Source organism: Streptomyces sp. NPDC023541 (genome assembly GCF_055559995.1).
Genome location: NZ_JBVHJO010000017.1, coordinates 32,485 through 55,484 on the forward strand (window position 1 = coordinate 32,485; position 23,000 = coordinate 55,484).

The window sequence follows — 23,000 nt, forward strand, 5'->3', positions numbered from 1 at the left end:
GGGCCGACTGCACCACGCAGTGCGTGGTGCAGCAGCCTGACGTCTTCGAGCTGTCCGCCCCGTGGACCCCGGCGCAGAGCGGCATGGATCTCCTCACCGCCGCCGGAACCGAAAGCTACGCTTCCCAGATCGCGCTGAACGAGATCGAGTTCGGGATGCTCGTGCAGTCCTGGCTCGACCGCGGCGAGAACGAAGGCCTGGCCCTCACCGTCCCCGGCACGGTGCAGGGCGCCGCATACCACTCGGGTGCGGCGACGGACGCCACCAAGCGGCCCAGGCTCACCATCGAGTACCTGCCGCCGACGGCTCCCGGCGCGGTCAGCGAAGTCGTCGCCACCGCAGGCGACACCGGTCTGCTCGCCACGTGGAACGCTCCCGTCGACGGGGGTGCGACCGGCGAGACCGGCTACGTGGTGAAGGCCGAGAAGAACGACGGCACCGTGGTGGGCACCTGGGAGGGCGCCGCGACCCGTGCGGCCTTCACCGGCCTCGACAACTCCCTGTCCTACCGGGTGGCGGTGACGGCGAAGAACGCCGTGGGCACCGGTCCGGTGTCGCGCTCCGCGTCCGTCCAGGGGGCATCGGTGCCCGGCGGGGCGACCCGCTACAAGGACTACGTCCAGGCCTATCTGAGCGCCCGGGGCAAGCTGGTCACGGGCCTCAGCCTGACCGCCGCCGATGCGGCAGCCGCTTCCCCGCACGGAACCACCTTCGGTGACTTCCTGGGCACGCAGGAAGGCGCCCTCGTCGCGACGCGTGAAGCGCTGGAGGGCAAGGGCCAGGCCTACGTCGGTTCCTCCTCCGCGCTGACGGACACCGTGGTGGCCAAGGGCTCGACGGCCGGACGTGTACTGGTACGCACCACCGTGGTCCAGACGATGACGGTGCGGATCGACGGCGTCGACCAGGTGTCCGAGGACACGAGCACCAAGCGGTTCGTCTTCGGCCTCACAGGCGACGCGGCGAAGCTGGAGAGCGAGTCCGACGACACCAGTGCCGGCCAGACTCTGTCGACCACGGCGACCGCCGGCACCCAGGTCGTCGCCACACCTGCGGAGCCGGGCGCGGCAGACGACTCGGGCGCGCTCACACTCGGCGCGGACGGCTTCCCCGTGGAGGCGCCGGCGGCGCCCGGTGCGCAGCCGGCCGCGTACTTCAACGCGGCGGGCACCGGTGCCTGGGCCTTCCACAACACTGGAGTGAAGAAGGAGTACGACCAGGACTGCACCAATTTCGCGTCGAAGGCCCTCTACTACGGTGGTGGCATGAAAATGCGCACCGGCTGGTACCGGTCGGACAGTGCCTGGTGGAAGAATCCGAGCTGGGCCGTGTGGCCCAAGAACAGTTTCGCCTGGTCGGGGGCGGAGAACCTGCGCCGGCATCTCCTCGGCTACCGCTCCCAGTACTACGTGACCGACGTCAATTCCCTGCGCTCCGGTGACCTGCTCTTCTTCAAGTGGAAGAGGGAGGGGGTGTACAACCACGCGGCGGTCGTGACCGGCAGGGGCCAGGGCCAGGTCAACCTCGCCCAGCACGGCTGGACGAACCACACGACCCTGAACGCGGCCATCGGCCGGTACCGCGGCGGGGACAACCCCATCGTCAGCGTGGTGGCGATCCGACTGGTGAGCACGAATTGAGCACCGCACCGGTGAGGTCGGCGTTCCTGGGCTGTCTGATGGCGGTCTCCGTCCTGACGGGCTGCTCAGCCGGGTCGGACCTCGCCTACGACGACGACTATTCCCAGCACGAACCGCTGGCCGTGGTCGGATACCCGAGCCGAGGGACGTTGGAGATCACCCAGCGGGTGGTGTGGGGGATCGCCGACGGCCAGGCGGGCGAACTCGCCGCTCTCGGGACTGACGGGGAACCCCGGAAGACCGCCGAGAACTGGATCGCGGCGTTCGGCCAAGGAGCCCGTGGCAAGGTCACTGCGGATTTCTACGACTCCGGTTCCACCAGGCAGGTGGTCGTGCTGTATTTCCACGACACCAGCCAGATCAAGGAACTCCAGGTCCGGACCGTGGGCGACGACGGCTGGCGCGTGGTCATGGGCCAGCCCGACCCCAAGGACGCCACCGCCGTGTACCCCTGGGTGCCGAAGAAGCCGGGCGAGCTCGGTTCCAGGAGGGAAGGGTGAGCTGACCGGCTCCCGGCCTGCATGAGGGGCGTCGTCCCCGTGGGAGACCACGGGGACGACGCCCCTCGTCTCGCTCCTGGATCACCAGGTACCGACCGAAGGACCGAAGAAATATGGATACTCGCTTCTTCACGGCACGACGCCGTCGAAGAGGGCCCCGGGGCGTCCTCGTCGCCGCCCTGGTGTTCGGTCTGCTGACCGGCTGCTCGTCGGGCTACGACGCCGCCGACGTGGAGTACGCCGGGGACTACAGCAGCCACCCGCCGCTCGCGGTGGTCGGGTATCCGTCCACGGGGACGCTGGGGATCACCCAGCAGGTGGTGTGGCGGATCGCCGACGGGAAGGTCGACGCGCTGGCGTCCTTGGCCGACACCGACAAGGATCGGGGCACGATCGAGAAGACCGCAGAGAACTGGATCACCGCGTTCCGCAAGGGCGCCGGCGGGAAGGTCACCGCGGAGTTCTACGACGAGGGCTCGTACCGCCAGACCGTGGTGCTCTACCTGCACGACACCGGCCAGATCAAGGAGATCTACGTCCTGCCCGTGAACGTGGACGGAAAAGGCGTGTTTCGGGTGAGCATGGCCGAGCGGGAACCCGGCGAGGCCACGGCCGTGGCACCGTGGGTGCCGGAGACGCCGGGCGGACTCGGTTCGAAGATGGTCCCGTGAGCTGATCCGGGACGTGTACGGGCAAGGAGGCGCCGTCCCGCGGATTTCCGCGGGGCGGCGCCCCTATGCGTCCTCCGGGCGGGCCCGCGTCAGTAGCGGTCCAGCAGGGTGGTCAGGACCTTGTAGAGGACCGACTCCGGGTCCGCCACGGCGTCCGGCGAGCGCCAGGCCACGAAGCCGTCCGGGCGGACGAGGACCGCTCCGGACGCCGTGGTGCCGTGCGCCTCGGCCCAGTCGCCGCCGTCCTCCGGGATCAGGTCGGCCTCCGGGCCGGTGCCGATCGCGTAGGCGTCCAGGCGTACGTTCATCCGCTTGGCGACCGCTCCCGCCGCTCCGCTCCACGCTGTGCCCTCGGAGCTGAGCAGGACGAAGGACCGCTCGTAGAGGTCGACCGTGGACCTCCGCTCGCTCCGCGCCGGATCGCGGAGCCACAGGTGCGGGGCGCGCGTGCCCGGGTCCCCGCACAGCCGCATCCGTTCGGGCACGACGGGCAGGTCCGGGTCGGCCCCCACGACCGCGCCCTGGCCGTACCGGTACCCCATGGCCACGGTGAGGACGCCGTTCTGGCGGCCGCCGCCACCACGCGCGGGTGCTCCGGCGACGGGCTCCGCAACGGTCTCGGGGTCCGGTTCGTACCCCGGGTGGCTGTGCTCCGCGGAACGGGCCGAGGCCCGCTCGCTCGTGGCCCGCGCCACCGGGAGCCGCTCGGACTCGTACGTCTCCAGCAGCCCCGGGCCCGCGGCGCCGTCCAGCACCGCGGCGATCTTCCAGGCGAGGTTGTGCGCGTCCTGGATGCCGGTGTTGGAGCCGAACGCCCCGGTGGGCGACATCTCGTGGGCGGAGTCGCCGGCCAGGAAGACCCGGCCTGCCGCGTACCGCTGGGCGACGCGCTCGGCTGCGTGCCACGGCGCCTTACCGGTGATCTCTACGTCCAGGTCGGGTGCGCCGACGGCCCGCCGGATGTGCTCAACGCAGCGCTCGTCGGTGAACTCCTCCAGCGTCTCGCCCCGGTCGGGGTGCCACGGCGCGTGGAAGACCCACCGCTCCCGGTTGTCGACGGGAAGCAGGGCCCCGTCGGCGTCCGGCTTGGTGAGGTAGCACACGATGAATCGCCGGTCGCCGATCACGTCCGCGAGCATGCGGGACCGGAAGGTGATGCTCACGTTGTGGAAGAGGTCGCCGGGACCGCTCTGGCCGATCCGGAGCTGTTCGCGCACGGGGCTGCGCGGCCCGTCGGCGGCGACCAGGTAGTCGGCGCGCACGGTGCTGTGCTCGCCGGTCTCGCGGTTCTTGACGATCGCGGTGACCCCGCTCTCGTCCTGTTCGAAGGAGAGCAGTTCGGTGGAGAACCGCAGGTCCGCCCCGAGCGTGGGGGTGACGGACATCAGCACCGGCTCGATGTCGTTCTGGCTGCACAGGCACCAGGTCGAAGGGCTGAAGCGCGCCAGTGCGCCCCCCGGGTCGATCTGCTCGAACAGCCACTCCTGGTCGTCCCCGGTCAGGGAGCCGCCCTGCAGGATGCCGTGGTTGTCCGCCAGGACCGAGGCGGCCTCGCGGATCCGGTCCTCGACGTGGGCGACCCGGAACAACTCCATCGTGCGTACGTTGATACCGCGTCCACGCGGGTGCAGCGAGGTTCCCGCGTGCTTCTCGACCAGCATGTGCGTGATGCCGTGACGGCCGAGGAACAGCGAGGTGCACAGGCCCACCAGCGAGCCGCCCACGATGAGGACCGGGACGCGGTGGTCGACGTTTTCCTTCATGGCTCTTCCATGCCCTTTACGACGGGGGTTCCCTCGCTCGTTCACCCGGTTGGTTCTCTCCTCTCGCGCCGACGGGGCTACCGGACCACGATCGGTTCGGGTGGCGCCGCCCCGTGGCGACCGTGTGGTCTCGAAGGAGTGTGAACGATGACAACCTTGTCGGAACGGATATCCCAGTCCGCCTTCGACGACTCGAGGCTTCGGGTCGTGCTGCTGCTGGATCTGTACGACGGTGCTCAGAACCAGTTCCTGGAGGTCTACGAGGACCTCCACAAACATGTCTCCTCCGTCCCCGGGCACATCCGGGACGAGCTGTGCCAGTCGATCGAGAATCCGTCGCAGTGGCTGATCACCAGCGAATGGGAGAGCGCACCGCGGTTCTTGGCCTGGGTCAACAGCGAGGAGCACGTCGCGTCGGTCCAGCCGCTCCACGGCTGTGTACGGGACACCCGCTCGCTGCGGTTCAGCGTGCTGAGGGAGACCGGCAGGGACCACGGTCCCGGCGCCGCCGCGGCCTTCTCCCCCGGCCCGTCCGCCGCTACCCCCTTCTCCGCCGCCGCTGCCGCCGTGTCCGCTTCCGCGGACGGACCGGACCGGGCGAGGGGCTGCCTGCAGGTCGCCCCTCGGCGCGGGGACGGCGTCGTCCGCCACGCCCTGACCTTCACGGTGAAGCCGGGCAGCGAGTCCGTCGTGGCCGAGCTGCTGAGCGGGTACGCGTCGCCGGAGGCGCAGGTCGACGAGAACACCCGGCTGCGCCGCACCTCGCTCTTCATGCACGGCAACCGCGTCGTACGGGCCCTGGAGGTCGAGGGCGACCTGCTGGCGGCGCTGCGCCACGTGGCCCAGCAGCCCGGGGTCAGGGCGCTGGAGGAGGCCATCAACCCGTACTTGGAGCAGGACCGCGATCTCAGCGATCCCGGTTCGGCCCGGAACTTCTTCACCCGTGCGGCGCTGCCCGCCGTGCACCATGTGGCGGCGGGCGGGGGCGACGGCGCGGAGCTCGGACGGCACGCGCTGTTCTATCCCGCCAAGAAGGGGTGCGGCACGGAACTCGCCCGGCTGCTCGCCGCACAGGACGAGGCGGCCGTGGACGACGCGACGAGCCCCATCGTGGCGAGCACCGTCTTCCAGCGCGACGACATCGTCGTCCGTCTCCTCGACCTGCGCGGGCCGCACGACGCGCGGCCGGCCCTGACGCTCGGAGTCGAGGGCGGCCACAAGGCGGCGGTGCTCGCACGGCTGCTCGACAGCGCCAAGGACGGCGTCCCCACCACCCACCAGGAGATCTCGCGCTTCCTGGAGCGCTCCGAGATGCGCCTGATCACCGACCGGCGTTCGCCGGCTCGAGCCTGAGGAGAAGCCCGCCATGACCGACCGACTGACCGTGGAAGAACTGGCCGCGCTGATGAAGAAGGGTGCGGGCATCGCCGTCGACCCCGCCGTCATGGCCGACCGGCCCGATGCGAAGTTCGACGAGTGGGGGCTGGACTCCCTGGGGCTGCTCGGCATCGTCGGCGAGCTGGAGAACCGGCACGGCCGGTCCCTGCCCGCCGGTGCGGACCAGTGCAAGTCTCCGCGCGAGTTCCTCGACCTGGTCAACGAAGCCCTGACGGCCGGGACCTGACGGTTCCGGGCGGACGGGCGCCGCCGCCCGGCACGCATGACGACGCCCCGGGACCGGCCGACCGCCGGTCCCGGGGCGTCGTGGCGCGTGCCGGCCGGGATCACCCGGGCACGGTGCACTCGAAGGCGTGCAGGTACGCGTTGACGGGGCGGACGTCGCCGAGCAGGAGTCCGGCGTCCGCCAGACGGGTGCGGAGGCTTTCCTCGGTGTGCTTCGCCCCGCCGACGTTGAGCAGCAGCATCAGGTCCATGGCCGTGGTGAACCGCATCGACGGGGTGTCGTCGACGAGGTTCTCGATGACGACGACCCTGGCTCCGGGGCGCGCCGCGGCGACGACGTTGCGCAGGGTCCTGCGGGTGCTCTCGTCGTCCCATTCGAGGATGTTCTTGATGATGTAGAGGTCGGCGTCGACCGGGACGGCCTCGCGGCAGTCGCCGGGGACGATGCCGGTCCGGTCGGCGAGGGGGCCGCCGTCGCGCAGCCTGGGATCGGCCTTCGCGACCACGCCGGGCAGGTCGAGGAGGTGCCCGCGTACTGTCGGGTGCTTCTCCAGCAGGCTGGCCAGGACGTGTCCCTGGCCGCCGCCGATGTCCGCGACGACCGAGACGCCGGTGAGGTCGAGGAGGTCCGCGACGTCCAGTGCCGACTGCCTGCTGGAGGTGGTCATGGCGCGGTTGAAGACGTGCGCCGACTCGTGCGCGTCCTCGTGCAGGTAGTCGAAGAAGCCCTTGCCGAAGAGGTCGTGGAAGACGCTCCCGCCGGTGCTGACGGCGTCGTCGAGCCGCGGCCACGCCTGCCAGGTCCAGGGTTCCGTGCACCACAGGGAGATGTAGCGCAGGCTGTGCGGGTCGTCCTCGCGCAGCAGCCGCGACATGTCCGTGTGGACGAAGCTGCCGTCCTCGGTCTCGGCGAAGATCCCGTAGCAGGACAGGGCGCGGAGCAGCCGCCGCAGGGGCTGCGGCTCCGCGTGCACCGCGGCCGCGAGCTCGGCGGGGGTGGCGGGCGACTCCCCGAGGGCGTCGGCCACCTTGAGCCGCGCCGCGGCGCGTACGGCGGCGGCGACGGCCGCACCGAAGGCGAGCTCGCGCAGGCGCATGGCCGGCGGGGGTGTGTGCGGGGGGCCGGCGTTCGGGGCGGGAACGGCCGCGGGGGCGGCGGCGGGGGTGGAGCTCACCGTGGTCATTCGGTCTCGATTCTCCTCATGAGGGGGGCGCGGTTCAGCACAGGCCGGCCGGCACGGAGGTGTCGCACCGGTTGTCGAGGAACCGGTTGCCCGATCCGGCCCCCTGGTCGGCCAGGTCGTACGGCAGGTTGTCCAGCACCACGTTGTCCTCGATGACGTTGTCGGTGTTGGTCGCGCCCACGAAGCTCTTGAACAGCAGGATGCCGCCCGACAGGGGGGAGGATCCGACGTTGCCCCGGATGGAGTTCGCACGCACGATCGTCTCTTCGGCGCCGGTGAGGACGACGCCGACGCCCTGGATGTCGGGGAGGCGGCTGTTGCCCTTGCAGAACTTGTTGTTCTCGTGGATGCGGTTGCCGCGGATGGTGAGGTCCCCGGCGCCGGGCTCGCCCTCGTCGCCGACGACGAACACGCCGCCGCAGTTGCCGGTGAGGTGGTTGCCGCTGACGGTGAGGTTCCGCACGCGCCTGACCGTGACCCCGATCCGGTTGCCGGTCAGCCTGTTGCCGCGGATCACGGTGCCGCCGGTGTCGGTGGCGCCGCCCTCGCGCGCGACGGTGTTGGCGATGAAGATGCCCGACTCGGCGTTGTCGCGGGCGATGTTGTCGCGGAAGAAGCCGCGGGTGGAGCGTTCCTGGGCGATGCCCCAGGTGCTGTTGTTCTCGGAGATCACACGCTCGACGCTCAGCCGGTCGGTGTAAGAGGCCCAGATGCCGTTCCGCTTGAAGCCGGATACGGTCAGCGCGCGGATCTCGACACCGGTGACGGGCTGCTCCTCCGTACCCATGACGCAGATTCCGGTGTCGGCCTGGGAGCAGGCGGGGGCGGCCCGTCGCCACGTCTTCGGCGTGGCGGGCAGGGTCTTCGCGGCCGGTGGCTTGATCACCGTCCGCTCTCCCCACCCCCGCAGGGTCAGCCTCTTCGTGATCAGCACGTTCTCGTAGTAGGTGCCCGGCATCACGGTGATGATGTCGCCCGGCCGCGCGGAGTCCACCGCGTCCTGGATCGAGTCGCCCGGGCGCACTCGATGTCCGGCCGCGGATGCGGGAGGCGCGAAGACGCCGAAGCCGGCGGCCATGACGACGGCGATGCACGTGAGGGACTTGAGTTGTCGGTTCGTCACCCTGCAGAAGTTATGGGGCGATTGCGACAAATCGCCACACTGGGTGAGCGGATCGACGCATGCCGTCGGCAAACGGCCGCATTTTGACGCCTGGAGAGTGGATCGTCGTACCGCAGGCGGGTCCCGCGGGCCCTGCCGCTCGCGTTGTTGCCCCCTGACCGGCAACGACGCAGGCCACAAGGGGTTTCCCGGTCCGACGGAGGACGGTCGACGGGCAACCCGTCGACCCCGGGGCCCGGGCGGCACCAGGCTGGAGCCGTCAGCACGAGGCACGAACCGCAAGGGGAAACCATGCGCAAGCTGTTCCGCGGCGCCGCCGCTCTCGCCACGTCCGTCGTCGCGGTGATCGCGCTCAGCGCCGCGGTGGAGGCCAAGCCGGTCGGCTCCTGGGCGGGATGCCCGGACGGGGCGGTGTGCATCTACCCTCAGAACCAGAACCCGGCCGTCAAGCCGACGCACGTCTTCCACCGGTACGGGGCCCACAATCTCAGCAACCAGTTCGGACATCACTGGGTGCTCAACAACCAGTACGGCGGTGCGACCGCAAACCTGTGCACCGGCACGGGCGGCGCGGGCTGCGGCAGCCCCATCGCCGCCAAGACCGGTGTGTACGCCGACCTCACGCCGGTCAACTCCATCCGCCTCGACCGCTAGCGTCCCCGCGAGGGGACGTTCGGGTCCGCCGCGCGGCGGACCCGGACGTTCCTGTGCTCGTCATACCGGCTGGAAGATCCACATTTCCGGCCGCCCCGCGCGGTAGCCTGGGCGACGCCATCTCACTGCCTGGGCGCACTGCCATGGGGGATGCTTTGGGGGATCCGGACCGCCGGCGCAAGGCCGACCAGCTGCGGGAGTCCGACGACACCGCGCGGCCCTTCCCGGCCCAGCTGAGACGTCTGCGGTCGCAACGCGGCCTGTCCCTCGCGGACCTCGCGCGCGCGACGCACTACAGCAAGGGCTATCTGAGCAAGATCGAGACCGGCTCGAAGCGGGTGACCGTCGACGTCGCGCGGCGCTGCGACGACGTCCTGCGGGCGGGGGGTGAACTGCTGCGGCTGGCCCGGGACACCGAGGCTGCGGAGGGTGCCGTCGCCGGCGACGTCCGCGTGGCCGGGCCGCGGACGGAGGGCGAGTGCCCCTACCGCGGCCTGCCCGCCTTCACCGCGCGGGACGCCCGCTGGTTCTTCGGCCGGGAGCGGGCCACCGCCGAGCTGGCCGAACGGGTCTTCGAGCGGATCGGCGCTGGGCCCCTGGTGCTCGTCGCCCCGTCGGGCGCCGGCAAGTCCTCCCTGCTGAACGCCGGCCTCGTACCGGCTCTGCGGGGCGGCGGCTTCCCGATGCCGGGCGCCGACACCTGGCCGGTCGTCAGGCTCACCCCCACCGCGCACCCGCTGGACGAACTGCTCGACCGGTCCGCGAAGGTGCTGGGCGGCGATCTCGGCCTCACGGCAAGGGGGTTGCGGGAGCGTCCCCACGCCCTGCTCGAAGCGGTCCACCGGCTGTGGGACCCGCCCCCGGCGGCCGATCGGGGCCTGGCTGCGCCGCCGCTGCGCCCGGTGCTGCTGGTCGACCAGTTCGAGGAGCTGTTCACCCTCTGCGGCGACGAGGACGAGCGGCGCGCGTTCGTACGGGTGCTCTGCGCGCTGGCGGTCCCGGGCGCGGAAGCCGTCCCGTACGACCCGGCCGTCGTGGTGCTCGGCGTACGGGCCGACTTCTCCGGCGACTGCCTGGACCTGCCGGAGCTGGCTCCGGTCTTCACCGGCGGGCTGTTCGTCCTGCCGCCCATGTCACCCGCGGAGCTGCGGGAATCGGTCACCCGCCCCGCCCGGCTCGCCGGTCTCGCCCTCGAACCGGGGCTGGTCCCGCTACTGCTGCGTGACGTCGGCCTGCGCGACGACCCGTCCGGCGGGACGACGCCCTCCGGCGCGCTGCCCCTGGTCTCCCACGCGCTGATGGCCACCTGGCGCCAGCGCGAGGGCGCCACCCTGACCGTCGCCGGATACGAGCGCACCGGCGGCATCCAGGGAGCCGTCGCCCGGACCGCCGAGGAGGTGTTCGGCCGCCTCTACCCCGCCGAGCAGAACACGCTCCGCCGTGTCCTGGTGCGGCTGGTGCACGTCGCCGACGGTACGGGTGCGACGCGCCGGCGGATGAGCCGAACGGCCCTCATGGAGCAACTGGTCGACGCGGGCCCGGCCGCGGCCGCGCTCGACGCCTTCGTACGGGCCCGCCTGATCACCATGGACAGCGACACCGTGGAGATCACCCACGAGGCCCTGCTGCACGCCTGGCCACGGCTGCGCGGTTGGATCCGCGCCGACCGGGCGGGGCTCCTGATCCACCAGCAGCTGGCCCACGCCGCTGCTGAATGGGAGCGCGAGGGCCGCGACCCGTCGGCGCTCTACCGGGGGACCCGGCTGGACACCGCCCGCTCCTGGGCGGACGAACTCGACGGCAGGGGCCGGCTCGCGCCCAGGGAGGCGGCCTTCCTCCGGGAGAGCCGGGCCGCGCAGGACGGCCGGGAGCGGCAGGCCGCCCGCCAGGCGCGGCTGCGCCAGCGGATGCTGGCCACGCTGGTCGTCCTGCTGGTCCTGGCCGTGGGCGCCGGCGGGCTGGCGTACCAGCAGCGCGCCGGCGCGCTGGACCAGGAACGGATCGCCCGTTCGCGGGCGCTCGCCCTGCAGTCGGCGGCGCTGGCCGCGGGCCAGCCGGAGGCCTCCATGCTGCTCGCCGGCGACGCGTACCGGACCTCGCGGACGAGCGAGGCGCTCGGGGCGCTGCTGAGTACGCAGTCGCAGCCGTTCGTGGCCCGGTTGGGCGGGCACGGCGGACCGGTCAACACGGTGGCCTTCGGGCCGGACAACGGCATGCTGGCAACGGGCAGTTCCGACGGGACGGTGACCCTGCGGCGGCTGTCCGACCGGCGGACGACCGCGACGTTCACGATGGCCGGGCGGGTCCGCGCGGTCGCCGTGAGCCCCGACGGCCGGACCCTCGCGGCGGTGTCCACGGACGGGCCGGCCCGGCTGTGGGACACCGCCGACGGCCGGCCGAAGGCGGTGCTCCCGGCGAGCACGGCGGGCTCGCGGACGGTGGCCTTCGCACCGGACGGGCGGACCCTGGCGACCGGCTGCCCGGACGGGACGGTCCGGCTGTGGGAGACCACCGGGGAGTACCGTGCCGTCGCGTCCCTGGCCGGGCACACCGGGCGGGTCAACGCCCTGGCCTTCGCCCCGGACGGCCGGACGCTGGTCTCGGCCGGCGCCGACCGGAGCGTACGGCTGTGGGATCCGGTCCGGGCCGCGCCGCTGGCCGTGCTGTCCGGGCACACCGACGAGGTGCTGGGGGCGGCGTTCGCCCCGGACGGCCGTACGGTCGCCACGGGAGGCGTCGACCGGACGGTGAGGCTGTGGGACGTGGCCGGGCGCCGGACCACGGCCACGCTGACCGGGCACAGCGACGACGTCAACGGCGTCGCCTTCACTCCGGACGGGACGACCGTGATCAGCGCGGGCGGCGACGGCGCGACCCGGATGTGGGACGTCGCCGGCGGCCGGCTGACGGCGACGCTCGCCGGGCACACCGACTACGTGCTCGGGGTGGCCGTGGACAGCCGGGGCGCGTTCGTGGCCACCGCCGGATTCGACCAGTCGGTGGTGCTGTGGGACCTGCGGGGCGCGGTGCTGGCGTCACGTCCGTTCACGGAGATCTGGCAGGCCGCCTACAGCCCGGACGGGAAGCTGCTGGCCACCGCGGAGGCGGATCACGCGGTGCGGTTGTGGGACGTCGCGGGGCGCCGGGTCGTGGCCACTTTAGAGGGGCACAGCGAGACGGTGTTCTCGGTGGACTTCTCGCCGGACGGTCGGACGCTGGCCTCGGCCGGTTCCGACGGCACGGTCCGCCTGTGGGACGTCTCGGCGGGGGGACCGGCGGCCACCCTGGCCGGCCAGGGCGGGACCGTGTTCGCGGTGGACTTCGCACCCGACGGGCGGACGCTGGCCTCGGCCGGATCGGACGGCACGGTCCGGCTGTGGGACGTCGCCTCGCGCCGTCGGCTCGCCACGCTCAGCGGGCATACGGATTTCGCCAACGACGTGGAGTTCAGTCCCGACGGGCGCACCCTCGCGAGCGCCGGCGACGATCTGACCGTCCGCCTGTGGGACGTGGCCGGCCGCCGGCCGCTGGCCGCCCTCACCGGACATACGGGTGCGGTCCGGGGGGTGGCCTTCAGCCCCGACGGACGGACGCTCGCCACCAGCGGCAACGACGGGACCGTACGGCTGTGGGACACGCGGCGCCACCGCTTCGAGGCGTCGCTGGCCGGCCACACCGGCTCGGCGCGGGGCATCGCCTTCTCCCCCGACGGCCGGACGCTCGCGAGCAGCGGCAACGACCGGACGGTGCGGCTGTGGGACGTGGCCGGCCGGCGCACGCTGGCGGCGCTTTCCGGACACACGAACGCGGTGTGGGGCGTTGCCTTCGCGCCCGACGGCGGGACGGTGGCGAGCAGCAGTACGGACGGCACCGTACGGCTGTGGAACCTGGACGTGGGGGCGCGGTTGGCGGTGGTCGACCGGTTGCGGGAAGGGCCGGCCGACGCGCCCTCCCAGGGCGTCCGGGCCACCCGCAGTGGGGCCCTTTTCAGCCGCATTTGACGCAGCGACCATAAAGACTCGGCCAGAGTTTGGCTGAAACTCCTTTGCAGAAAACGTTGTTGAAAACCCGCCAATCGATAGTACGATTTACACCGAACATGTGCCCTTGGCAACCATCGACCGGGACCTCGACCATCCAGATCTTCCGCCAAAGGCGCATGCCGCATTGCTGTTCGTCCACCGGCACCGTCAGGTGCCCGGCCGAGGTCACAAACCTTGACGGGCGGGATGCGGGCGACGCGCACATCATGCACGCCGCCCGTCCCCCGCCGGCAACAACTAGGGGAGATTTTTCGTGTCGCACATGCGCAAGATCGTCGTTGCAGCCATTGCCGTTTCGCTGACCACCGTCGGTATTACGGCCAGCGCCTCCGCGGACCCGTCGAAGGACTCCAAGGCCCAGGCCGCCGTCGCCGAGGCCGGCATCACCGGCACCTGGTACAACCAGCTCGGTTCGACCTTCATCGTGACCGCGAACGCGGACGGCAGCCTCACCGGCACCTACGAGTCGGCCGTCGGCAACGCCGAGAGCCGCTACGTCCTGACCGGTCGTTACGACAGCGCCCCGGCCACCGACGGCAGCGGCACCGCCCTCGGCTGGACGGTGGCGTGGAAGAACAACTACCGCAACGCCCACTCCGCCACCACGTGGAGCGGCCAGTACGTCGCCGGCTCCGAGGCCCGCATCAACACCCAGTGGCTGCTGACCTCGGGCACCACCGCGGCCAACGCCTGGAAGTCCACGCTCGTCGGCCACGACACCTTCACCAAGGTGAAGCCGTCGGCCGCGTCCATCGACGCCGCCAAGAAGGCCGGCGTCAACAACGGCAACCCGCTCGACGCCGTCCAGCAGTAGAAGCGTCCGGGCACCCAGGGTGCCGAGACGCCGGACCGAACACGCGCGGGCGGTCCGGAGGCATGCCCTCCGGGCCGCCCGCCGTCGGCGGACCGCCAGGGCGGCGTCCGCACGAGACGCGTCTCACAGGTTTCTTCCCCGGCTGGTATTCAGCGTGATCACGACGACTTGGTACCGTCGACCGGGGGAAGGTGGAATTGACGTGATGGCAATGCCCGTTGACAGTGTGGACCTGTTCGACCAGGGGTATGCGCTGGACCCGTATCCGGCGATGGCGGCGCTCCGAGAACACGAACCCGTGAAGTTCGACGAGAACACGGGGCTTTGGCTGATCAGCCGCTACGAGGACGTGCGCGCCATTCTGCTCGATCCGGAGAATTTCCTTCCGGACAATGCGATCGACGCAATAGGACGATTCTCCGTACAGACGCTCCGCGTCCTGGCGCGGGTCAAGTTCGACCTCCCGCAAACACTCGCAAACAACGGCTCCGACAGCCACGCCGGCTATCGGCGCATCATGACCAAGCTGTTCAACGCCCAGGCCGTGAGCGCCTCGGTGCCGATGGTCGAGAAGGTCGTCGCGGAGGCGCTCGACGACGTCGAGCAGCGGCTCGCCGCCGATGGCGTCTGCGATCTGGCGACAACCATCGCCCGGGACGTTCCGTTCCGGGTGATGCTGCGGCTGCTCGGCCTGGAAGCGGCCATCGACGTGGACATCGACACCCTCGCCCGCTGGAGCGACGCCTCCCTGGAGCTCTTCTGGGGACGGCCGCGCGGGGAGCGCGAGGTGACGCTGGCCCGCGAGGCCGCCGAGTTCTACGCCTGGCTCACCGACCTGGTGTCGAAGCCCGCGTCCGAGGAGGGCACGCTCCTCGGCGCACTGGGCGCGCACCGGCTGCCGGACGGGGAGCCGCTGGGGGTGACCCAGAAGGCGGCCGTGGTCTACTTCATGATCATCGCCGGTCAGATGACGACCACCCAGATGCTGAGCACCATGTACCGCAGGGCGCTCCGGGAACCCGGCCTGTGGCAGCGGTTCGCCGCCGAGCCGGCGGCCGTGGAGCCGTGGACCGAGGAGGTGCTGCGGCGGGACCCGCCCATCACCACCTGGCGCCGGGTCACCGGCCGGCCGATGACGCTGTCCGGTGTCGACCTCCCGGCAGGGGCTCCGCTGCTGCTGATGCTGTCGTCCACCGGCTCGGACACCGAGGTCTTCGAGAACCCCGAGCAGATCTGTCCGCACCGGGCCAACGTGCGCAAGCACCTGTCCTTCGGCATCGGACGCCACCGCTGCTCAGGGGCCGAACTGGCCAGGATGGAGGCCGACGTGGTGATGCGGATGACCGCCGAGCGGCTTCCGGACCTCCGCTTCTGTACCGAGTCCTCGCCGGAGATGCTGGCGCTGCTCTCCTTCCGCGCCCCGCTCCAGGTGCTGGTGCGGCGGGGCTGACCCCGCCGCACCCGTACCGCCGTCCGGCCGGCCGGCACCCTCGGTCGGCCGCCGTCGGGCGGCCCCCCCCCTCAGTGGGCCGGATGGCGTTCGAAGAGGGTGGCGATGCCCAGACCGCCCGCCGCCCCGAGCGTGGCCAGGCCGTAACGGGCCCGGCCCGCCACGGGGTCGGCGGTCCCGAGCATGTCCGAGAACATCCGGGTCACCAGAACGGCCCCGGAGGCACCCCAGGGATGGCCGAGCGCGAGTGCGCCGCCGCCGCGGTTGACGCTCTCCTCGGGGATGCCCAGCTCGTCCAGACAGGCCAGCACCTGTCCGGCGAACGCCTCGGTGAACTCCACCACCTCGATGTCGGCCAGCTGCAGCCCGGGGTTGCGCTTCAGCAGCCGCCGTACCGCCGGCACCGGACCCCAGCCGAGGATCACCGGGTCGACGCCGGTCACCGCGGAGTCGACCACCCGCAGTCCCCCCGACAGCCCCAGCTCACGGAACTTGCGCTCGGAGACCACCGCGACCATCGACGCACCGTCGTTGACCGGGCAGGAGTTGCCCGCGGTCACGGTGCCACCCTCGACGAACGCCGGTCCCAGCCGGGCGAGCTTCTCCATGCTGGTGTCAGGGCGGGGGCACTCGTCCGACGCCACCGCCACGGCGGCGGCCCTGCCCACCCGGACCTGAACCGGCACCAGTTCGGCGTCGTAGCGCCCCGCGCGGGCCGCCTCGACCGCCTTGCGGTGGCTGGCCAGTGCGAAGCGGTCCTGCCGCTCCCGGCTGATCCCGCCGCGCCGTGCCACGTTCTCGCCGGCGACCCCCATGTCGGGGTCCCCGTACTCGGCGGGCACGAAGTGCGGGCGGGCGTAGAAGCGCGGTGTCCCGTGGGGGACGGCGGGGCGCTCCACCCGCCAGGGCGCGGTGCTGGCGCTCTCCGCGCCGCCCGCGAGGATGACGTCCCCGGCCCCCGACGCCACGAGCCGGGCGGCGAGGTTGACGGCCTCCAGGCCGCTGCCGCACTGCCGGTCCACGGTCGTCGCCGGCACCTCGATGCCGAGGCCGGCGGTGAGGGCGGCGTAGCGGGCGGGGTTGCCGCCGGAGCCGCCGGCGTTCCCGACGATCACGTCGTCGACGTCCGCGCCGGTGATGCCCAGGTCCTCCAGCAGCGCCGTGAGGACGGGGCTGAGGAGCTCGTGGATCGGGGTGGTGGCGAAGGCGCCGCCGATCCGGCCGATCGGGGTCCGCCGCGCCGCCGCGACGATGGGCCGCTGCCCGTTCACAGAACCTCCCGCATGTCGTGCCGACCCTCCAGGAGGGCGCCGCGCACCCGCCCGTGGTCGATCTTTCCGCTCGATGTGTGGGGCAGCTCGTCCGTCTCGAAGAGCCGCCGGGGGCACTTCTGCCGCGACACGTGGGCCGATGCCCGGTCGCGTACCTCCGCCAGGCCGAGGCGGGCCCCCTGCCGCCACCGGACGACGGCGCACACCAGGTCGCCCCAGTGTTCGTCGGGCAGTCCCACGACGGCGGCCTCCTCGACCTCCTCCAGGCGGAGCAGGGCCGCGGCGACCTCCTCGGGGTGCACGTTGAGCCCGCCGCTGATCAGCATGCCCTTCTTCCTGCCGACGAGGTGCAGGTAGCCCCGCTCGTCGACGCGGCCGATGTCACCGACGGTGAACCAGCCGTCCCCGTCCGGGCCTCGGCCGTCCTCGGCGGACAGGTAGCGGGTGAAGAGCATGTCGCTGCGGACGTGCACCTCGCCCGGCTCGCCGGCGCCGACCTCCTCGCCCGTGGGCGAGCGCAGCGACAGCTCCACTCCGGACACCGGCCGGCCCACGGACTCCTCCGGGCCGTCGTCGCCACCGTGCAGCACGGAGACGAGGCTGAGTTCGGTGGCTCCGTAGAACTCCACGGCGTCGGCGTTCGGGAACAGCCCTCCGGCGAGGGCTCGTCGGGCAGGGGACCATTTGGCGCCCACCGAGAGCAGCGAGCGCACGTGCGGGAAACTGCGGCCCGGGTGCCGGCGGGCGTGTTCGAGCAGTGCCTGGAACATGGTCGGCACCAGGTAGAGCCGGGTGACGCCGTACCGCTCGATGTCTTCCAGCGCCCGGGTCGCGTCGAAGGCGGGCATGAGACGGACGGCCGCGCCGACGTGCAGGGCGTGCATCAGCCCGAAGAGGAAGTGCGAGTGCGCCAGCGAGCCGGGCAGCAGGACGGTGTCGGACGGGCCGATGTCGAACTCGGCGGTGTAGCGGTCGAAGGTGCGCAGCCAGGAGCGGTGTGAGCGGACCACTCCCTTGGGGCGGCCCGTGCTCCCGGAGGTGAAGCCCACGTAGAAGGGCCTGTCGTCCGGCACGGGCGGCAACTGCGTGTGCAAGGACGGGCCTTGGGGGCTCCCGTGGTGGCGAAGCCACGTCTCGAAGCCGGGGCCGGTGACGTCCACCAGCGTGGCGGTGTCGGCGTACCGGGCGACCGGCCCTCCGGGGGAGTCGCAGAACAGCCGTGCGGGCGGGGCGTCCCGCAGGACGGCGCCCAGTTCGGCGCCGCTCCATGCCGGGTCGAGGACCATCACGGGGATGCCGGCGAGCGCGCCGCCGAGGAATACCCGTGCGAACTCCTCGCGGTTGCCGAGGAGTACGGCGATCCGGACGCCGGGGCCGGGGTCCGGGCCGAACTCGGCGCGCAGGGCCCGGGCGACGGCGAGTGCGCCGCGCCGCAGCGCGTCGTAGCTCCACCGTCGTCCGGTCCCGTCGCCGACGGCGAGGGCGGCCCGGTCGGGTGACCGGGTGGTGTGCGTGAGGAACCCACTGGCGATCGTCATGACGCCCTCCGTCACTCGGCCCGGGCCGTCGTCCGCCCCAGGTCAGCTGCCCTACCAGGGACTGTGCTTGACCACCACGTCGATGGCGCGGTCGATCTCCGCCTCCGTCAGGTCGGCCCGGGAGGTGAGCCGGATGCGGGAGAACCGGTCGGGCACCGACGGCGGGCGGAAGCACGCCACCTTGACGCCGTCGGCCAGGCAGTTCTCCGCCCACTGCGCGGTCTGGGCCGCGGAGGGTCCGCGGACCGAGACCACGGCCGCCTGTGCCTCGGTCACCGGCAGGCCGGCCGCCGTGAGGCGTTCGGCGAGCGCCACCGCGACCGCGCGGGTACGTGCCGGACGGTCCGGCTCGGCGCGCAGGACCCGGAGCGCGGCCAGGGCCCCGGCGGCGGAGGCCGGGGCGAGCCCGGTGTCGAACAGGAAGCTGCGGGCCATGTTCATGACGTGGTCGACGACCCGGCGGGGGCCGATCACCGCGCCGCCCTGGGCGCCCAGGGACTTCGACAGGGTGATGGTGGTGACCACGTCGGGGCTGCCGGCCAGGCCGGCGGCGGTCACCGCGCCCTCTCCGCGCTCGCCGATGACGCCGAAGCCGTGCGCGTCGTCGACGAGCAGTCCGGCGCCTTGCCGGCGGCAGACGTCGAGGACGGCGCGGAGGTCGACGAGGTCGCCGTCGACCGAGAACACCGACTCGGTCACCGCCACCGCGCGCTGCTGCTCCCGTTCGGCGAGCACCCGTTCCAGCGCCTGCGGGTCGGCGTGCTCGGTGTCGATCACGTCGGCGCCGGAGAGGCGGTAGCCGTCGATCAGGGAGGCGTGGTTGAACGCGTCGGAGGCGATCAGGGTGCCCGGGCGGGCCAGTACGGTCACCGCGCCCAGGTTGGCCAGGTAGCCGGAGGAGAAGACCAGCGCGGCCTCCGCCCCGGTGAACTCGGCCAGTTCCCGCTCCAGTTCGACGTGCACCTCGGTGGTGCCGGTGGCCAGCCGGGAGCCGGTCGACCCCGCCCCCCAGGTCAGGGAGGCGTCGGCCACCGCGTGGACCACGTCGGGGTGGCGGGTGAGGCCGAGGTAGTCGTTCCCGCCGAAGTCGATCACGTCCGGGCGGGGGCCCCGGACCTGGACCCGGCGGGTGAGGCCCGCCCGGTCCCGGCGCCGGGTGCTGTCGTCGATCCACGCGAAGACGTCGTGCGGATCACTGTGTCGCTCTGTTTCCATCGCTTCGCTCCGAACGCTATCCGGCAGGGCCGAGGACGAGGACGCCGTTGTGGCCGCCGAAGCCGAACGACTGGGTGAGGGACGGTCCGGGCTCCCACTTCCTGCCCTCGCCGGTCACCACGTCCACGGCGAGTGCCGGGTCGAGCGCGGTCAGGCCGACGGTCGGGGGTATCACTCCGTGGCGCATGGACAGGAGCACCGCGACCGCCTCGAACGCGCCGCCCGCTCCGAAGGCGTGCCCGGTGGCCCCCTTGGTGGAGGTCACCGGCGGGCAGTCCGCGAAGACGGACAGGATGGCGTTGGTCTCCGCCTCGTCGTTGCGCAGGGTGCCGGTGCCGTGGGCGTTGATCTGCCGTACGTCCTCCGGACTCACCCCTGCGTCCTGGAGGGCCAGGCGGATGCAGCGGGCCGCGTCGGCGCCGGTGGGCGCCGGCATGGTGATGTCGTGCGCGTCGGCCGTGCTGCCCGAGCCGAGCACCTCGCCGTAGACGGTGGCGCCGCGCGCCACCGCCGTGTCCCATTCCTCCAGGACCAGCACCGCGGCGCCCTCGGCGATGGCGAAGCCGTCGCGTTCCGCGTCGAAGGGTCGGGTGCGGCCGGACGAGGACAGGGCCCGCATGTTGGTGAACCCGGCCACGACGGTCGGTGTGATGGCCGCCTCGGTGCCGCCGGCGAGGACCCGGTCGCAAGTGCCGTCGGCGATCATCCGTGCCGCGTGCCCGATGGCGTGGGTGGCGGCGGCGCAGGCGGTCTCCAGGCTCTCGCACGGACCCCGCCAGCCCTGGCGCATGGCCACGGTCGCGGCGGCGGCGTTGGCCATCATCATCGGCACGAGGAAGGGGGAGACCCGCCGGCCGCCGCGCTCGTGGTGGATGACGCTCTGCCGTTCGAAGGTGCTGACGCCGGCGAGGGCCGTGGCGACGACGACACCGCTGCGCTCGGCGTCCACCTCCGTCAGGCCCGAGTCGCGGTACGCCATGTCGGCGGCCGCGACGGCGAACTGGGTGAACCGGTCGGTGTGCCGGGCTTCCCGGACGTCCATCCAGGGTGACGGGTCCCAGTCCGCCAGTTCTCGGTGGCCGTCCGGCGGCGTCTGGAAGAGACCCTCCCAGAAGGCCTCCGCCCCCGTGCCGCAGGCGCTCACGACACCGAGACCGGTGACCGCGACGCGGCGTGCGGACTGTGCTTCGCCGGCCATCAGGCGACCAGCGACAGGATCAGTCGGTGCAGGTCGCCCACGGTCTGGATCTCCTCGACGGACTCGTCGGGCACCGAGATGCCGAACTCCTCCTCGACGGCCATCACCAGCTCGACCTGGATGAGACTGCTGGCGCCCAGATCGTCGGTCAGGCTCGCGTCCGGGGTCACGGACTCGGCCTTGACCTGCAGGACGTCGACGGTGCAGGTGGTGAGCCGGTCGAAAACGTCGTCGTTAGCCACGGGTGGCCAACCTCCCCCAAAATCAGATGAATTGTCTAGGTTTCATACTTTTCCAGCTTTCGCGTCGCTGTGTCAGCGCCGGAAGTCCGGAAGTCGTCAAGGTCACACTTCGGGCACGGGCTCCCGCAGCACACCGGCGGGCTTCCCGGCCCGGCCCTTGCGGCCCGCGTGGACCCTGGGCAGGACGACCAGGGCCAGGGCGATCAACTCCAGGCCCGCCCCCGTCCAGGCGAGGGCGGCCGGCGAGAGCCGGTCGAGGACCGCGCCGCCGACCGCGCCGCCGAGGGCGACGCCGAGGTACGACGCGGAGCTGTTGACGGAGATGGCCACGCTCGGGGCCGTCGGCGCCAGGTCCAGCACGCGGTGGATGGCGGTGGGGGGTTCGGCCCAGTAGACCGTGCCCCAGGCGACCGTGACGGCTAGGAAGACGGCCACCACCGCCGCCGACCCGGAGGCGAAGAAGCTCGACAGCACCGCGAGCAGCGCCATGGTCAGTGCGACGCCCGACACCGAGGCGGTGAAGGTGCGTTCCGCGCCGATGCGGTCGCTGAGGCGGCCGCCGACCGCGTTGCCGACCGCTCCCGCGACGCCGAACACCAGCAGGACGATGCTCACCTTGGCGTCGTCCATGCCCGTGGTGGCGCGGGTGAAGGCCGCCAGGTAGGTGAAGACGGTGAAGCAGCCGGCGACCGCGAACAGGTTGGCCAGGACGGCCAGCAGCACCGGACGCTGCGCACCGATCCGCACCCGGTCCCGCATGCTGACCGCGGGCGGCTGCGGCACCGCGGGCAGGACCGCGAACAGGCCGATGAGGACGGGAAGGGCCAGCACCACGACCAGCGCCAGCGTGAGGCGCCAGCTGCCGAGTTGCCCGACCAGCGTCCCGCCGGGCACGCCGAGCGCCGTGGCCACCGTGAGCCCGCCGATGATCATGGAGACCGCCCGTCCCCGGTACCGCTCCCCCGCGAGCGCCGTCGCGGTGGCCGCGGCGGTGTTCATGTAGAGGGCGGCGCTGATCCCCGCCAGGATCCGGGCCGCCATCAGCACCCCGTACGTCGGGGCGAGTGCGCCCAGCAGGTTGGCGAGCAGGAAGGCCAGCATCGAGCCGCGCAGCATGACGCGCCGGGACAGTCCGGCGGTCAGGGTCATCAGGACCGGCGCGCTGATCGCGTAGCTCAGCGCGAAGGCCGTGACGAGCTGCCCGGCCATCGGCTCGGACACGTCCAGCTCACCGGCGATACGCGGAAGGATCCCACTGATGACAAAGCCGTCCGTGCCGACGGCAAAGGAGCCGATTGCGAGAAGCGCCAGAATCACCTTGTGGGGCATGACGCCTCCCCGGGACCCTGCGCGGGATCACGCATGTCAGGATCGTGAATTTCCCAGCTCCCCTTTCAAGTCGAGCCGGTCTCGTGAACCGGCTTTACGAACGGGGTTGTTCCGATCAACGTACCAGCAAGCATGTACCGACAAAAACGGCGCGGGCGTGAGGGCGATCACGCTCACCAGTGGCTGAAATCGTCCGCGTTGCCGCCGACTTGACCGGGAAGGAAAGTCGGTTTCCGGTCAACCTCCCCCCGAGCCCACTACATGTGGCTTGAAACTATCGGGTCGGTCGATATGTTCGGATCGGTTGTCAATACCCGATTCCGACGGAGTGCCCGCACATGGGCGAACCGCGAAGGAGGATTCCGTTTCCGTGCCCCGCGGTGACGCGGACGTGGCGGCGGCCTCGCGCGACGCCGGGCGCGAGCGGGTGCGGTGCGCCCTACCGCGACGTGGTCTACCGCGCACCCCGTTCCCCACCGGCGACACCGGCCTGGCCAGGATTGCGGCGGGCGTTCCGGCGGCCGCCGACGACGACTGATGGTCCATCAATATTCGCTTGCGGCGGGGACGTAGAGAGTGTGACAACTGACTCGGGTCACGACCGCGGGAGTTACCGCAGGTCGCAGTGGGTTGAGTCACACAAGGATGCATATTCGGCCCGGCATGACTAGCATCGAACGTTGGAACGGCCTTCCCGGACCGCAGTACCGGCCATCGACCAACGGCCATTTATGAACGTCCG

The 23,000-nt window shown here is 71.9% G+C and carries 19 protein-coding genes; 10 read left to right on the forward strand and 9 right to left on the reverse strand.

Going from position 1 to position 23,000, the window contains the following annotated elements; translation table 11 throughout:
- Positions 1-155: 155 nt before the first annotated feature.
- From ACZ3X1_RS30560 to ACZ3X1_RS30570, 3 genes are all read left to right on the forward strand, one after another.
- Positions 156-1,640, forward strand: coding sequence for an amidase domain-containing protein (locus tag ACZ3X1_RS30560; RefSeq protein WP_467281991.1), 1,485 nt, complete (start codon positions 156-158; stop codon positions 1,638-1,640).
- The gene (locus tag ACZ3X1_RS30565) at positions 1,637-2,140 is read left to right on the forward strand and encodes a hypothetical protein (RefSeq protein ID WP_356814274.1); all 504 of its coding nucleotides are present in this window, start codon (positions 1,637-1,639) and stop codon (positions 2,138-2,140) included. The genes ACZ3X1_RS30560 and ACZ3X1_RS30565 overlap by 4 nt, the downstream gene beginning before the upstream one ends.
- A 113-nt stretch (positions 2,141-2,253) precedes the next feature.
- Positions 2,254-2,811 (forward strand): hypothetical protein, encoded by a 558-nt coding sequence (locus ACZ3X1_RS30570; RefSeq protein ID WP_467281851.1) that lies wholly within the window; start codon positions 2,254-2,256, stop codon positions 2,809-2,811.
- A gap of 89 nt (positions 2,812-2,900) precedes the next feature.
- Here ACZ3X1_RS30570 and ACZ3X1_RS30575 read toward each other — a convergent pair whose 3' ends face one another.
- Positions 2,901-4,619, reverse strand: a complete 1,719-nt coding sequence (locus tag ACZ3X1_RS30575; protein ID WP_467281853.1) for an FAD-dependent oxidoreductase — start codon at positions 4,617-4,619, stop codon at positions 2,901-2,903.
- A gap of 102 nt (positions 4,620-4,721) precedes the next feature.
- Here ACZ3X1_RS30575 and ACZ3X1_RS30580 point away from each other — a divergent pair, with 102 nt between their 5' ends.
- Together ACZ3X1_RS30580 and ACZ3X1_RS30585 are read left to right on the forward strand one after the other, a co-directional pair.
- Positions 4,722-5,927: a SchA/CurD-like domain-containing protein gene (locus tag ACZ3X1_RS30580; RefSeq protein ID WP_467281855.1), complete on the forward strand. Its 1,206-nt coding sequence runs from the start codon at positions 4,722-4,724 to the stop codon at positions 5,925-5,927.
- A 13-nt stretch (positions 5,928-5,940) separates the two neighbouring features.
- Positions 5,941-6,198 carry an acyl carrier protein gene (locus tag ACZ3X1_RS30585; protein ID WP_356812369.1) on the forward strand — a complete coding sequence of 86 codons (258 nt, stop codon included), beginning with the start codon at positions 5,941-5,943 and terminating at the stop codon, positions 6,196-6,198.
- 100 nt (positions 6,199-6,298) lie between these two features.
- On the opposite strand, the gene ACZ3X1_RS30590 is transcribed toward ACZ3X1_RS30585, so the two are convergent.
- Both ACZ3X1_RS30590 and ACZ3X1_RS30595 read right to left on the reverse strand, forming a co-directional pair.
- Positions 6,299-7,381: a methyltransferase gene (locus tag ACZ3X1_RS30590; RefSeq protein ID WP_467281857.1), complete on the reverse strand. Its 1,083-nt coding sequence runs from the start codon at positions 7,379-7,381 to the stop codon at positions 6,299-6,301.
- A gap of 34 nt (positions 7,382-7,415) precedes the next feature.
- Positions 7,416-8,504, reverse strand: a complete 1,089-nt coding sequence (locus ACZ3X1_RS30595; RefSeq protein WP_467281859.1) for a right-handed parallel beta-helix repeat-containing protein — start codon at positions 8,502-8,504, stop codon at positions 7,416-7,418.
- Positions 8,505-8,795: 291 nt separating this feature from the next.
- Between ACZ3X1_RS30595 and ACZ3X1_RS30600 the strand changes: the two genes are divergently transcribed.
- From ACZ3X1_RS30600 to ACZ3X1_RS30615, 4 genes are all read left to right on the forward strand, one after another.
- Entirely contained in the window at positions 8,796-9,158 is a 363-nt protein-coding gene (locus ACZ3X1_RS30600; RefSeq protein ID WP_467281861.1) for a hypothetical protein, read from the forward strand.
- A 143-nt stretch (positions 9,159-9,301) separates the two neighbouring features.
- The gene (locus ACZ3X1_RS30605; RefSeq protein WP_467281862.1) at positions 9,302-13,159 is read left to right on the forward strand and encodes an nSTAND1 domain-containing NTPase; all 3,858 of its coding nucleotides are present in this window, start codon (positions 9,302-9,304) and stop codon (positions 13,157-13,159) included.
- Between the two features lie 304 nt (positions 13,160-13,463).
- Entirely contained in the window at positions 13,464-14,015 is a 552-nt protein-coding gene (locus ACZ3X1_RS30610) for a streptavidin (RefSeq protein WP_362630399.1), read from the forward strand.
- A gap of 205 nt (positions 14,016-14,220) precedes the next feature.
- Positions 14,221-15,465: a cytochrome P450 gene (locus tag ACZ3X1_RS30615; RefSeq protein ID WP_467281867.1), complete on the forward strand. Its 1,245-nt coding sequence runs from the start codon at positions 14,221-14,223 to the stop codon at positions 15,463-15,465.
- Between the two features lie 71 nt (positions 15,466-15,536).
- Here ACZ3X1_RS30615 and ACZ3X1_RS30620 read toward each other — a convergent pair whose 3' ends face one another.
- From ACZ3X1_RS30620 to ACZ3X1_RS30645, 6 genes are all read right to left on the reverse strand, one after another.
- Entirely contained in the window at positions 15,537-16,736 is a 1,200-nt protein-coding gene (locus ACZ3X1_RS30620; protein WP_467281870.1) for a thiolase family protein, read from the reverse strand.
- The gene (locus tag ACZ3X1_RS30625) at positions 16,733-18,274 is read right to left on the reverse strand and encodes an AMP-binding protein (protein WP_467281872.1); all 1,542 of its coding nucleotides are present in this window, start codon (positions 18,272-18,274) and stop codon (positions 16,733-16,735) included. The genes ACZ3X1_RS30620 and ACZ3X1_RS30625 overlap by 4 nt, the downstream gene beginning before the upstream one ends.
- A 51-nt stretch (positions 18,275-18,325) precedes the next feature.
- On the reverse strand, positions 18,326-19,489 hold the full coding sequence (locus ACZ3X1_RS30630; RefSeq protein WP_356812359.1) for an 8-amino-7-oxononanoate synthase: 1,164 nt from the start codon (positions 19,487-19,489) through the stop codon (positions 18,326-18,328).
- Between the two features lie 16 nt (positions 19,490-19,505).
- Positions 19,506-20,687: a beta-ketoacyl-[acyl-carrier-protein] synthase family protein gene (locus ACZ3X1_RS30635; RefSeq protein WP_356812358.1), complete on the reverse strand. Its 1,182-nt coding sequence runs from the start codon at positions 20,685-20,687 to the stop codon at positions 19,506-19,508.
- Entirely contained in the window at positions 20,687-20,929 is a 243-nt protein-coding gene (acpP, locus tag ACZ3X1_RS30640) for an acyl carrier protein (RefSeq protein ID WP_356812355.1), read from the reverse strand. The genes ACZ3X1_RS30635 and acpP overlap by 1 nt, the downstream gene beginning before the upstream one ends.
- Before the next feature lie 102 nt (positions 20,930-21,031).
- A complete protein-coding gene (locus ACZ3X1_RS30645) occupies positions 21,032-22,258 on the reverse strand; it encodes an MFS transporter (protein WP_467281874.1) in 1,227 nt (408 codons plus the stop codon).
- A 370-nt stretch (positions 22,259-22,628) separates the two neighbouring features.
- On the opposite strand from ACZ3X1_RS30645, the gene ACZ3X1_RS30650 reads away from it, so the two are divergent.
- Complete coding sequence (locus ACZ3X1_RS30650) at positions 22,629-22,796, forward strand: hypothetical protein (RefSeq protein WP_467281877.1); 168 nt, start codon at positions 22,629-22,631, stop codon at positions 22,794-22,796.
- Positions 22,797-23,000 lie beyond the last annotated feature (204 nt).

What these genes read in the sequence shown, in the direction of transcription:
- ACZ3X1_RS30560 (WP_467281991.1), top strand. Translation starts at nt 156, where the DNA reads ATGCTCGTGCAGTCCTGGCTCGACCGCGGCGAGAACGAAGGCCTGGCC.
- ACZ3X1_RS30570 (WP_467281851.1), top strand. Translation starts at nt 2,254, where the DNA reads ATGGATACTCGCTTCTTCACGGCACGACGCCGTCGAAGAGGGCCCCGG.
- ACZ3X1_RS30580 (WP_467281855.1), top strand. Translation starts at nt 4,722, where the DNA reads ATGACAACCTTGTCGGAACGGATATCCCAGTCCGCCTTCGACGACTCG.
- ACZ3X1_RS30585 (WP_356812369.1), top strand. Translation starts at nt 5,941, where the DNA reads ATGACCGACCGACTGACCGTGGAAGAACTGGCCGCGCTGATGAAGAAG.
- ACZ3X1_RS30590 (WP_467281857.1), bottom strand. Translation starts at nt 7,381, where the DNA reads ATGACCACGGTGAGCTCCACCCCCGCCGCCGCCCCCGCGGCCGTTCCC.
- ACZ3X1_RS30600 (WP_467281861.1), top strand. Translation starts at nt 8,796, where the DNA reads ATGCGCAAGCTGTTCCGCGGCGCCGCCGCTCTCGCCACGTCCGTCGTC.
- ACZ3X1_RS30605 (WP_467281862.1), top strand. Translation starts at nt 9,302, where the DNA reads ATGGGGGATGCTTTGGGGGATCCGGACCGCCGGCGCAAGGCCGACCAG.
- ACZ3X1_RS30610 (WP_362630399.1), top strand. Translation starts at nt 13,464, where the DNA reads ATGCGCAAGATCGTCGTTGCAGCCATTGCCGTTTCGCTGACCACCGTC.
- ACZ3X1_RS30615 (WP_467281867.1), top strand. Translation starts at nt 14,221, where the DNA reads ATGGCAATGCCCGTTGACAGTGTGGACCTGTTCGACCAGGGGTATGCG.
- ACZ3X1_RS30625 (WP_467281872.1), bottom strand. Translation starts at nt 18,274, where the DNA reads ATGACGATCGCCAGTGGGTTCCTCACGCACACCACCCGGTCACCCGAC.
- ACZ3X1_RS30630 (WP_356812359.1), bottom strand. Translation starts at nt 19,489, where the DNA reads ATGGAAACAGAGCGACACAGTGATCCGCACGACGTCTTCGCGTGGATC.
- ACZ3X1_RS30635 (WP_356812358.1), bottom strand. Translation starts at nt 20,687, where the DNA reads ATGGCCGGCGAAGCACAGTCCGCACGCCGCGTCGCGGTCACCGGTCTC.
- ACZ3X1_RS30645 (WP_467281874.1), bottom strand. Translation starts at nt 22,258, where the DNA reads ATGCCCCACAAGGTGATTCTGGCGCTTCTCGCAATCGGCTCCTTTGCC.